At 64.6% G+C, this 11,413-nt stretch carries 8 protein-coding genes; 7 read left to right on the top strand and 1 reads right to left on the bottom strand.

What is annotated here, in order from left to right; all coding sequences use genetic code 11:
• Window positions 1–37 precede the first annotated feature (37 nt).
• The 3 genes from QOL99_RS10805 (at window position 38) to QOL99_RS10795 (ending at window position 2,682) form a co-directional block, all read left to right on the top strand.
• On the top strand, window positions 38–427 hold the full coding sequence (locus QOL99_RS10805) for a hypothetical protein (RefSeq protein WP_285523759.1): 390 nt from the start codon (window positions 38–40) through the stop codon (window positions 425–427).
• Window positions 427–1,890 (top strand): toll/interleukin-1 receptor domain-containing protein, encoded by a 1,464-nt coding sequence (locus tag QOL99_RS10800; protein WP_285523758.1) that lies wholly within the window; start codon window positions 427–429, stop codon window positions 1,888–1,890. Before QOL99_RS10805 ends, QOL99_RS10800 begins: the two co-directional genes overlap by 1 nt.
• A 567-nt stretch (window positions 1,891–2,457) precedes the next feature.
• Window positions 2,458–2,682, top strand: a complete 225-nt coding sequence (locus tag QOL99_RS10795; RefSeq protein WP_285523757.1) for a hypothetical protein — start codon at window positions 2,458–2,460, stop codon at window positions 2,680–2,682.
• A gap of 236 nt (window positions 2,683–2,918) precedes the next feature.
• Here QOL99_RS10795 and QOL99_RS10790 read toward each other — a convergent pair whose 3' ends face one another.
• Window positions 2,919–3,899 carry a hypothetical protein gene (locus tag QOL99_RS10790; RefSeq protein ID WP_285523755.1) on the bottom strand — a complete coding sequence of 327 codons (981 nt, stop codon included), beginning with the start codon at window positions 3,897–3,899 and terminating at the stop codon, window positions 2,919–2,921.
• Between the two features lie 99 nt (window positions 3,900–3,998).
• Between QOL99_RS10790 and QOL99_RS10785 the strand changes: the two genes are divergently transcribed.
• Genes QOL99_RS10785 through QOL99_RS10770 form a run of 4 tightly spaced genes read left to right on the top strand, consistent with a single transcriptional unit; the run spans window position 3,999 to window position 11,385 of the window.
• Window positions 3,999–5,126, top strand: a complete 1,128-nt coding sequence (locus tag QOL99_RS10785) for a restriction endonuclease-related protein (RefSeq protein WP_285523753.1) — start codon at window positions 3,999–4,001, stop codon at window positions 5,124–5,126.
• Entirely contained in the window at window positions 5,123–8,419 is a 3,297-nt protein-coding gene (locus QOL99_RS10780) for a hypothetical protein (RefSeq protein ID WP_285523751.1), read from the top strand. The genes QOL99_RS10785 and QOL99_RS10780 overlap by 4 nt, the downstream gene beginning before the upstream one ends.
• Before the next feature lie 30 nt (window positions 8,420–8,449).
• The gene (locus QOL99_RS10775) at window positions 8,450–11,269 is read left to right on the top strand and encodes an RNaseH domain-containing protein (protein ID WP_285523749.1); all 2,820 of its coding nucleotides are present in this window, start codon (window positions 8,450–8,452) and stop codon (window positions 11,267–11,269) included.
• Complete coding sequence (locus QOL99_RS10770) at window positions 11,266–11,385, top strand: tyrosine-type recombinase/integrase (protein ID WP_326522585.1); 120 nt, start codon at window positions 11,266–11,268, stop codon at window positions 11,383–11,385. Before QOL99_RS10775 ends, QOL99_RS10770 begins: the two co-directional genes overlap by 4 nt.
• Window positions 11,386–11,413: the final 28 nt, after the last annotated feature.

Genomic DNA, 11,413 nt, shown 5'->3' with positions numbered 1-11,413 from the left:
GGGACGAGAACCAGCACTATGCCGCGTAAACTGAAAGATGTCAGAAAAGCAATTGAAATCCCTGGAGTTGTTACAGGGGATCATCAGCCGTCTCTCCGGGCACGGCTTTCTGTTGAAGGGCTGGGCCGTCACCCTGACGGTCGGGCTGCTCACCTTCGCTGGTGCGACGGGCCAGACCCGGCTGGCGGCCCTGGCTGGCGTACCCACCCTGATGTTCTGGATGCTGAACGCTTATTTCCTCGCGCGGGAGCACGAGTACCGCCGCCGTTTCGAGGCGTTGAGACTCGGCCGTGCCGAGCCCTTCGACTTCCAGTTGCAGCCGCTCGACGCGCGGTCCTGGGCGAGGGCCATGTTCTCCCGCACGCTGGGTCTTTTTTATGGCCTGCTGGTCGCGGTGACGCTGCTCCTGGCCATGGACGTGGTGTGATGACCTGGCGCGACGAGCTTGCACGGCATCTTGAGGGCCTCCAGCCGGTGTTGAGGCGCCGCACGCCGGAGCGGTTCGACAAGTCCGGCAGGGCCGAGAGGCTGAAGGCAGACATCCAGACCTGGAATCGCCGGGCGGTGCAGTTGCTGGGGCAGGCCCCCCAGGGGGCGAAGGTGGTTGCCGAGTTCCGCGCGCTCGGCCACATGAGGTTCACCACGCTGAAGGACGTGCAGGCCCAGTTGCGGCTGCGGGGTCAGGTCGTCGAGAGGCTGCTCGGCACGGCAGGGCGCGGAACGCCACCGCCAAAACATTCCAGCCTCAAGATCCGGAAGAGGAGCGCCGGAAGCTACCGGTACGCCTTCTGCCTGACGTTCGCTGGCGAGGACCGGGAGTTCGCGGCCGCCGTGAACCGTGGCCTCAGACGCAGGCGCTACCCGACCTTCTTTGATCAGAACAAGGAGGCAAGAACCCGCCTTCTGGGCGAGGCGGGTCCAGATGTCCTGCACGAGGTGTTCTACCGCGAGTCGGAGCTCTGTCTGATGTTCGTCTCGAGGGCGTACAAGGAGAACGTGTGGCCTGGCGTTGAGCGCAGGAGCGCCCAGGCCCGCGATGCGCAGCAGGGAGGCGGTTACATCATCCCGATCCGGATCGACGAGACGGAGTTGCCCGGGATGCCCCACACCATCGGATACCTGCAGAAACGCCAGGGGGCCGCAAGGATCGTTGGTGAAGTCATTGACAAGTTGAAGGCCGCCCGGGCGGGGCGGGGCCAGCCGCCGGGCACCAGTCCTGCGGGACCGACCAGGACCAAATCTCGCCCCGCCCCCAAGCGCACCACCGGTCACCTCGTGCTGCTCGAAGACCACGTGTACTTCGCCCACCAGGTGAGGCGGGGCGACGACCTGACGGTGGAGGTGAAGGCGAAGACCCAGGAGCAGCTCGCCAGGCTGAGGACCATCGGTGAAAAGAAGGGGTCGTGGACGACGATTCCCTTCGCCGAGCACCTGACGGGAAGAGATGTCCAGGTCGTGGACTACGAGGAGGTGACGGACCGGGCAGGCAGAACGACGGTCACGCTCCAGCTGAGGCCCTCGCGAAACGCATCCTCCGGGGTTCACTTCGGAGTCCCAGCCCAGGAGTCAGAACACCTTATCCGGCAAGTGCTCACGGGACGGCCACCAATCACGGGCTGGACGACCCTTCCCACCGATGTTCAGCAGGGGGTCGTCGCTCTCGCGGCCCGCAGCCGTGGAAGTCCCGCGGAGACGGCCCAACTCGCGCAACTGCTCGCCGTCTACTCCCTTCAGAAGCTGGGGCTCGTCGCGGCCATCAGGGTACTCGACGTTCGTGCCCGGCGCAGGACCGTGGCGGTGGAGTTCACCGGTGAGATCCGAACGGGCGCCTTCGGACAGACCGATTCAGAAATCAGGCTGCGGGAGGTCGTTCCGCTGCCCGACCGGTAAAGCTGCTGCCTGTACGGCGTCTGCGAGTCTTGGGGATGCTCGGCCCAGGTGAGGGAGCTCATCCAGTCGGTGTGCCTTCGCCCTCTTGAACCGCCCCTCCTTTTCCAAGCCTCCCTCCCGCTCCTTCCGGCCGTCCCCTGCCCGGTCAGCTTGAGCGCCATTTGCACCCCACACCCCGGGCGCGGGTGACCTGGTCGCAATCGACTTGCTGAGGCGGGTGCACTTCTGGGCGTGGCTGGCCCACCACGGCCTGCGCTGGGCGCCAAGTTAAGACAACCTCTTCAAGCTGACCTCGAACGTCGCGCTGGACCAGCGGCTTCCATGAGGAACAGTCAGATCGTCTGCGGACGCCGTCCGGAAGGATGGATGGCTCCTCCCATCTGGACCGTGCCAGGAAGAAGTGCCTTCAGAAATCTATCTAGACAAGTCCCTGAGAAGATCACTTCCCTGGCTCAGTCACCTAAGCGTTTGTTTATGACCAACCAAACGAGACGGGGGCTGGGTTGAGGAAGCCCCTTTCATATGGCCACGTCCCGGTGCCTCGACGGCGTATTAGTGTGACCACACGTGAACGGTGTGATTAGGGGGTATAAGGTCAAAAGTGAGAAAGACACGCTCAAGCGCCTGCCCGCACAAGTGGCCGCTTACAGCATGGTGTTCGACAAGATGACCCTAATCGTCACTGAGAATCACCACGACGCCACTGTGCAGATCATTCCTAATTGGTGGGAGGTTCTGATCGCCTCGACCGCCTCATCGTTCTTGCCGTCCGTAACGGTCGTGGCATCGTGACCAAGCGGGCCTACGAGGGTGGCCAACAGGAGCAGGCCTTGGCTGAAACGTTCAGGAACCACGCCGTTCCTCTGCTCGCTCAGTTCCCGAGAACGACGCGCATCCTGCATCAGCTGGTCGATGCTTACGAGGGTGAAGCACAGGATGAGGAGGACAGTGCTTCGTTAGACCAAGATCGATAACCGTCCGGATTGCCAGGAACTCCGGGACGGCTGCACAAGCCAAATAGGGGTCGCTTACCGTTCTCGGCGCTTGGCGCCGTCCGGAAGGGTAAGGTCGGCGCTAAGCGGCACGGCGGTTCTCCGGTGCCCGTCATCGAGCAGGCGCGATCCGGAGGTGACCTGCTGGGTCAAGACCATGACGTGCGACCCTGAATCCCAGACCCTGTTCACGTCTTCCAGGGAAGGGTACCCCGGGTGGGGAGCGGTGGCGTCCACATCATGTAGCCATCGCAGTGTCCAATGCAGCACGTCCAGCCACCTTAAGCAGAGGTCAATCTGGGCGTACAGGCTGGGTAGGTCTACCGGGTGAATGCTCCACTGCAGCACGTGACCGGCGCTCCCCTGTGTGTCGATCCGGTGAAGTGCCTGGAAGATCAAGGCGCGTTCGTAGGAGAACTCTGCCCCATCCGTCTGCGCGCGGAAGTTGCTGGTGGCGACCCGGTTGCCGTGCTTCAGGGCATTGTACTCATCCCTTAATGCCGTGTCGGCATAGGCCTCGAAGATGTGCCGCCCCCCGGCCTCCAGTGCGGATCGCAGCTCCGGGTGACCGACACTCATTTCGTCCAGCAGCTCGGCGTAGGTGCGTTCTTGCGGACCGTCTACTGTGGAAGGGAGGGGCAGCGCCCTGTCTTCACGGAGAGCGTTGACGCAACTGTCGAGGTGTCGATTCTGGTAACGGATCAGCCAGGCGGGGAGGGTCGCTGGGGCTTGGATGGCGGCGGCCGCGGTGGCGGCCGTGACTTCCAGGAGCTCCCCCAGGGTGTGTCTCAGGGCCTGGTATGCGGGTTGATCTTCAGGCCCCTCGAAATCAGCAGCGAAGGTGCGGAGCTTGTAGCGGTGGTAGGTGGTGGAGAGATTGGCCACGAAGCTGCGGGTGCTGGCAAGTGGGTCGGCGTCTACGAAAGTGATAATGGTGGAGGTCTTGTTCGACCCAACGCCGATTAGGACGTCAATGCTTTGGAGGGGACGGGCCTGATCGCAGTGGTTGGGCAGCATGCTGCTGAGGGTACGGTGTCGCACTCTCTGAGTACCTCAATTCGCCATTAACAGAAATCTTGCGGATTGTTCGCACGGTAACATATCCTCTGAGGCAACATGCCTGAACACTCCACGTATGCCCTGGACACGCTCCGTCTGTTGGCTGCAGGCCTGGTGCGCCAACACAACAACAGCCGCAGGGGCGCGATCCTTGACGCTCGAGACGAGCAGGGCCGCACCGTTACTCCTGTATTACTGCTGCGTGCGCAGGCGCGAATTTCCCGCCTGCAGATCGCTTCAGGGCAGGTGGCTGTGGCCGACAGCCTGCATCGGCTGGTCGCTGACGCCTGCAAGCCGCTCAAGGACTGGGCACCGGCCACCCTGCTGTCCGAGGTCACGGGCATGGACGACCTCGTTCTGATCGACCCGGAATACCGCATTCCAACCCCCGAATGCATCGACCTGGCGCAGGAGGGAGGGGATCTCGATAACTTTCGAGAGAACGAGTGGCATGACAAGCTGCGCGCCACCCTGGGCAGCGTTACCAACGCGAAGTGGCGTGCTCGGGCCTACACGATGCTACGCCGCTTCATCGTCGAGCACCCGGCCGCCACAGACGCCGAACTGAAAAAATTGACAGACGAGCTGGACGACATCACCGTCGAGCCGGTGCTGGGCCCACTCCTGCGCGAGATGTACCGCCCCGTGGGGGGCCGCGGGGAGAGTGTCCGGCGCTGTGACCGCTGCCACAGCGTGGTCCAGCAAGGCCCCACGCCCCACTGCTCATCTGAACTCTGCCGCGTGCAGGACAGTTTACCTGACTTCAGCGACCCCATGTCTGCTGCCGACTTGTGGGCGCTTCGGCGCGAGCTGGTCTACTTCTGGGTGAACCCTGGCCGCGCCGAGCTGAAGCTGTTTGACGCCCTGCGGGAAGTCCGCGAGGACGTAGATCTCTACCCCCATGAGGATGAGGCAGACATCGCCATCGGCGGAGATCACGAGGTGGGACTTGACCTGAAGGACCACCGCCGCATGACCACCTTGGCCAAGCATTTCCAGAAGTCACGCGGGGGCCTTGCTAGTTACAGGCGCGCCATTGTGGTCGTGACCGACCGGGGTACGCCCGCCCACGGCGAGGCCAGGCGCGATCAGCTGCGCGAGGAATTCAGTGAGCTGGGCATTGACCTTGAGGTGATGACTGAGGGGGACGTCCTGAGGACCTTCGGTAGGGGAGGCCGGGCATGACGAGCAGCTGGAAGGGAGCCGGCGAGATCCAGTGGGCCTGCCTGCTGATGGAGCAGGTCGGGGAAGATTCACTCGAGGCGCTGCCGCTCCTGCTCAGCGCGTACCAATCAGTCGATGACATGACCGTCCTGTCCGGGCAGCGGGCGGCCCTGCGCCACCTTCGTCAACTCGAACTGCTGCCGCGTCTGCTCAGCAAGGAATCCATCCGGGCCGCCATGATGAATGCCCAGCTGGCGGACACCCGGGACGAGATCGAACTCTCCTATGACCTGACCCCGGCGAACCTCAGCTTCCGTCGGAGAGCCACGCATGAGGTCAACCTCGGTCTGCAACTGGCCGAACTGAACACCCCGCCGGACGCCCCCCTGCACGGTCTCATGTCGGCGCCACCCGACCAGACGCTCGTTGTGCATCCCGGTCTGGCGGACGTGCGTCTCCGTATTCCCGCTGAGGAAGTCCCGCCAGTGGCGCCGATGCATCAGGCGCGCAAGTCGGATAAACCGCTGGAGTTCCCCCTTGCCGACCTAGAGAGGACCGCAACGTGGATGGACGACGCGGACCGGCTGGCCGGCCGCCCCTTCCGCGACTGGGCAGGCACGATCGGTAAGCTGAAGCTGCGTGTCCGCGGGGACACCGGATTCGTTGACGGTGACTCCCTCTCGCTGGCCGGCCTGAACCACCTGATCGGACTGCCGGGCGCGGGAAAGACTACCCTGATCAACGTTCTGTGCGTACATATGGCCCGCCAGGATCAGCGCGTGGCGGTGTTCACCACGGCCATCGAAGTGGCTCGCCAGCAGCTTGAGCTGCTCACCCATTACCTCCCGGATGACGACGTGGCCCTACTGGTCGGCCGGAGTCACGACACCCATGAAGGGCACGCCGACCGGATTGCTGGCGTCGTGGCCGCCGGCGACCCTGAAGGCAGCGGCTTCGGCCTGACTGTCCCCGGGATGGAGCGTTTCGCGCGTGGCTGCAGCCTGCGGGCCTACGCGACTGGCGAAGAAGAGGACGTCTGGGACGACTGGAGGCCGGACGTGGCCCCGCCCTGCGAGGTTGTCATGCTTCCCCGCGTTACCCGCAGAGGCCAGGATGACGAGGCCCGGCACCTGTGCCCGCTGTTTTCTCGCTGCGGACGCGTCCACAACCACGTGCAGCTCGTCGGGGCGAAGGTATGGCTGGGGCACGTGCTGTCCACGACCGCCCGCGTTCCCGCGCACCTGACCGCCCGGCGCCTGAGTTACGCGGAGCTCCTGCCGGAAGTCATGGACTTGGTGATTATCGATGAAGCCGACGATGCTCAGGCCAACCTCGACGGTCAGTCGCTGCTCCGCACTCCCTTCCTAGGCCGTAATGGCCTGCAGGGGGCCAATGCGGAACTGGGCCTGGCCTACAACCAGCAGACGCGCCGCCACGGGCCGACCAGCACGTACCTGAAGGCGGCCAACCAGATGAACGACAACCTGCGTGAATTCGTGGAGGTTATCCGCGACCCGCGAGCCGTGGAATTCTCCGGGCAGCTGTTGAATGCCCGCACCGTCTTCTACTCCCTCATCCGGCTGCACGGTTTGCGCATTTCACACGATGCACTGACCCCGCTGGCGCAGCTCTGGGACACGACCGTGTACGACGTCGCCTTCCGCCGGGACAGTGCGCCCACCCAGGCCGACCATGTGGCAGGCCTGCTGGGCATCGATTCCGAGACCGTTCGCACCGCGCAGCGGATGATGCGCCGCGCTTTCGAGGCGTACCCGACGTCCGACGAGGCCCGCACAGAGGCCCTCACCGAACTTGAGCAGGCCATCGCACTGCTGCTGGGCTTCGAACCTGATGGGCGCAGCCAGTGGATGCTCAATCTGCTGATGCTGATCACGCTGCTGGTATCGGACGTTCGCCTCATGCGAGCCCTGGCGGGCGGGGTCGACCAGGCCTTTAAGCACACATACCTGCCCGACCAGGCCGGGCAGGGTCTGGGCGACTACTCCACTGCCAGCCTGCTGGGCAACTTCGCCGCGATCAGCTTCCTGCGGGGCGACAATGACGACAACCAGGTGGAGATGATCGTACAGGACCGTGTGACTCGTCTGCTCCCCGAACGCCTCAGCCGTGCCGGCCTGGGCGTCCTGATTACGAGCGCCACCTCCTACCTCCCGCAGAGCAGCAGTTTCCACAGCACCACCCCGCCCGGGTACCTGCTGCTCCCCATCCGAGAGGGCCGTCAGGGGAAGCTCAGCCTCAACTTTACGCCGCAGCATGACCAGAACGGGCAGGCCATCCGCGTCAGCGGGGCGGGGGAACATCGCAGCGAGAACCTGCGCAGGGTCGTTGACGCGCTGGCCAGGCGCAGCAGCCCGGGCAATCCCCTGGGTTCGCAGCTGGAACGCGATCTGGCGACCATCGCCGAGCGGATCAGCCCGCCGGGCCGGCCCCGCAAAGCTGCGCTGGTCGTCAACAGTTACGACCAGGTAATCGAGGTGCTGGACACCCTGCGGCAAGCGAATCCCGACCTGCACGCCCGCAGCGTCGGGCTGGCCCGGGCCAGGCAATCCGGGCGGAGCGATCTGGTGCTGCGTGCGGAGATCGAAGGGGCCGCCCGTCGGGACAACGTGTCGCTCCTGGTGTTTCCCATGCAGGCTATCGGGCGCGGCGTGAACATGGTGCTCGGCGGGGACAGTCCGGAACGCGACTTGGCGGCCATCGGCGTCATGTATTTCCTGGTGCGCCCGCACCCGGTCGTCGGCGACACCACCCTGCTCCACTCCCTGGTCAACCGCGCCACTGAGGAATTCGATGCGGCCGACTTGGAAGGGGCCTCGCTCAGCGAGGCGGTGGAGCGGCACCGCCAGCACCGCGCACGTCTCTACCACATCATCAAGAAGCTACTGGAGCGGCCGCAACAGGTTAGCCAGCTTCCCAGGGAGGCCCTGCTCGCTTTTACCGCGAACTTGGTCGTTCCGGTGTGGCAGACCATCGGGCGCGCCATCCGCGGTGGTGCGGACGCCGAAGTGCATTTCGTCGATGCCGCATGGGCGCCGGAGAGCGTCGAGGGGCGCCTCGACCGGCCGCGCACCAGCGTCCTAGCCGGGATGGTCCAGCTACTGCAGGAAGGCTGCGACGCGAGCGATCCGCACGAGCGCGAGGTGATGCAGGCGCTGTACGGCAGCCTGGCGTCCGCCCTGCAGCACACCCGGGGCCTGCTGACCGATCCTGCTGACTTGGACGACGGTGAGGGTGGTACCTGGGGCCAGGAGGACTGGCAGCCGGACCAGGAAGACTACTTCGACGAGTACTGAAATCCCCTGCCCCCCGAAAGGACGTGACCGATGACCAGGACCGCTCCAGCCCGCAGCAGCGCCAAGCGCCCCCGACCCGTCTTCGCCGCCCGGCCACTCGATCCTGAATCCCGGATCGGTCCGTCAGCCGCGCAGAAAATCGCCGATCTGGCCGCACGCCTGGACGGCGGTCTGCCCACCATGTTCGAGTTTGCCCAGGACCAGGCGGCCGTACAGACATACGAGGCGACGGGCATCACCTTCAAGCCCAAGTTCCTGGAGTTCCTGAACGAGGTCGAAAGGAGACGCAAGGCGACCCGGGGAAGCGAGCAGGGCCGGGTGCCCACCACAATGCTGCGACTGCTGCTGGGCACCCGGGTACCCGATATCTTGCGGGTGGAGACGAACCTGTGGAAGCTGACCAGGGCGCGCCTGCCGCTGCTAATCAGCAGCGCTTCCCCGCAGGAGGCCGGGCGGGCTGCCCGGCAGGCGCTGGCCACCTGGGTCAACCACATCACCGACCTGGAGGACGACACCCGGCACCGCCTGCTGGATTGGGTGAGGGAGGGCCCTTTCGACTTCGCTCACATCACCTTCGACCCGAAGCGCCCGGGCGAGGTGGTCAGTCACCGCGACCTGGCTGACCTGGCGGCCCAGGCACTAGACGGCGTGGAACTGTTCCCCGGGCGTGGGCCGATGCGGCGGGTCGTGTCGCGAGACACCTCCACCAACAGCGCGGAACTGATGACCGACCCGTTCGTGGCCGGAAGCAAGGCTGGCGCGTTGCCTACGTCCTACGTGGTGAAATTCCGGACAAAGACCGTAGCGGGCCAGCGGATGCCAAGGCTGGTGATGGAACTGTCCCGTCGGCAGTGGACCGACAACGCCAACACCTACCACGGGAAGGTGACGTTGTATGCCATGCCGGCACGCACGGGTCAGCAGCCAAATCCCGGTGTCATTACCCTGCAGATCGACTGGAAGCAGCACCTGAACGGTATTCCCGGCCTGGACTACGTGGGACTTCGCCAGCGGTACACCACGCTGCCCGAACACCCCCTGGAGGAGCGCCGAGTGGCGCCCGCCTTGCTCATCCATGCGGAGTGCCAGGTGTTGGCGGTCGCCCGACAGGGACGCGGGGTTAAGGGTGGGGCTACCGGCGCCCTCGACGTCGACCGTTTCCTGGCATTCGGTATCGCGGCCGCCGAACTTGACCCCTACGGCCTACGCCCCATGACGGGATTGACGCGGATCGAGGGGCTTGGTGCCAAGCAGGCGCAGACGCCCGTCGAGGATTTTCAGGCCCTCTTCGCCGAACCGCAACCGACGCAGAAGCAGATCGACGCAGGGACGGCAGCAAAGTATGTTGCGGACAAGCTGAAGGCGGCCAGGGACTGGGCGAATGTGGAACGGCGGCGCATGCAGCAGCATTACGTCCAGCCTTACCGTCTGCTGCTGCTGCATGCCGCGGGGCATGACGCGAGCGCGGTAAGGGCGGCGGAGATTCTTGTGAAGGCCCTCGGAGAGGACGTTGTAATCACGCGGCAGGCCATGCCCGAGCAGACGTACGGCTCCGTCAGTTCTCTCCCAGGGCCGGGTGACCGACCGGCCGAACGTGCCGCGCGCCGGCTGGAGAGATGGACCTCTTTCCTGCGGGAACTGCAGGGCCCCTTTGACGGCGTGATGCTGATCGTGCCGCGCGGAGAGGGCGACGACGTCAACGACCCGGTGAACAAGCGGGCGTCCAAAGTGGCCATCCTGAAGAATTTGAAGGTGCACGCGCAGTACCTGAGGCCCATCCAGGAGGACAAGGACGACAAGGACTTCATCCGGCGCACCATCCGGGCGTTCCAGGATCTGGTGTGGGAGTCCCTGGGCATCCTAGTGCCGGTGAACGACGATTCTGGAGAGTTGAGCGCCGGCACGCCGGCCATGCGAGGACGCATCCTGGCGCTGACCGTCGCGACGGTGAACAGCCGGCGGGGCCAGGGCAATGAGCCGACGACTGTGCCGATGGGCCTGCGGGTTGACCTGGATTCCCAGCAGACGGAAGCGAACCTGCTACTGCCGAGCGGGGCGACTGGCTGGGTCTCCCTGCGCGAGGCGACATTCCAGCTTCAGGGCAGCACATCGAAGCTGAACCCCCGAGAGCGGGGGGACCGGCAGAAGGTACAGACCTTCTTCAATGCACTGCTCGACGAAGCGGATACAGGTAAGAGTGACGGCCTGGCCGAGATCGTGTTCATCGATGGCGACACAGTCAGCGCCTTCTGGCCTGGGTTGTACGACAAGTACATCGAGTTTGACGATCTGCGGTTCGAACCCAGGGAGAGCCCCTCTCGCCTTCAGAAGTCCTGGCCGAACCTGACGCTGCTGCGGCTGCGGACATTGGACCCCTTCGCTAAGGTGCTGCGTCAGGGCGAACAGGAGGTCGAGGTCGCGGGCGTAAGGTTCCCAACTCCGCGCTGGACGGAGAGTGAGACCTATCTGATCGGCGAGGCTGAAGGCTTGGAGAATCCGGTCGGGGCGACGTTCCTGAGCATAGGAGCGACCAACCTTCAGCCCACACGCGGCATGTCGGGTTCGCTGAAGACCATCAAAATCGGTAGAGGCGACACGCGGCGAGAACTCGCCCCGCACACGGATGGATATGCCACCCCCGAGGCTCTTGAGGTGGCGGTGATCAGCGCGGGTGGGCTGAGCCTGCGTGGGATTGTGGACATCACATCGAAGTTGCGACGACGTTATGCCCACTACGACGGATGGACTAAATTCCCGGCCCCTTTGTTCTTCGGGCACCTAATCAAGGATTACATTCCCGACTACAGCAGCGATGACGATGAAGAGGTACTTGATCTAGGGAGCGACTGAATTGCCGTGAACCGCGTCTGCGCTTCCACGACCTGCGGCACACGGCGGCGAGCCTGCTGATTCGCCGGGGCGTGCCGCCCAAGGTCGTGGCGGACCGGCTAGAGCATTTGACATAATAACGTCATGGAGAAACGGGTGGGGGCG

This window comes from Deinococcus rhizophilus (assembly GCF_030271215.1).
In the GTDB taxonomy this organism is placed as follows: Bacteria; Deinococcota; Deinococci; order Deinococcales; family Deinococcaceae; genus Deinococcus; species Deinococcus rhizophilus.
The sequence above is the reverse complement of the archived record's forward strand: the minus strand, read 5'-3'. Positions and strand labels throughout refer to the sequence as shown.

What these genes read in the sequence shown, in the direction of transcription:
- QOL99_RS10780 (WP_285523751.1), top strand. Translation starts at nt 5,123, where the DNA reads ATGACGAGCAGCTGGAAGGGAGCCGGCGAGATCCAGTGGGCCTGCCTG.
- QOL99_RS10805 (WP_285523759.1), top strand. Translation starts at nt 38, where the DNA reads ATGTCAGAAAAGCAATTGAAATCCCTGGAGTTGTTACAGGGGATCATC.
- QOL99_RS10775 (WP_285523749.1), top strand. Translation starts at nt 8,450, where the DNA reads ATGACCAGGACCGCTCCAGCCCGCAGCAGCGCCAAGCGCCCCCGACCC.
- QOL99_RS10800 (WP_285523758.1), top strand. Translation starts at nt 427, where the DNA reads ATGACCTGGCGCGACGAGCTTGCACGGCATCTTGAGGGCCTCCAGCCG.
- QOL99_RS10785 (WP_285523753.1), top strand. Translation starts at nt 3,999, where the DNA reads ATGCCTGAACACTCCACGTATGCCCTGGACACGCTCCGTCTGTTGGCT.
- QOL99_RS10790 (WP_285523755.1), bottom strand. Translation starts at nt 3,899, where the DNA reads ATGCTGCCCAACCACTGCGATCAGGCCCGTCCCCTCCAAAGCATTGAC.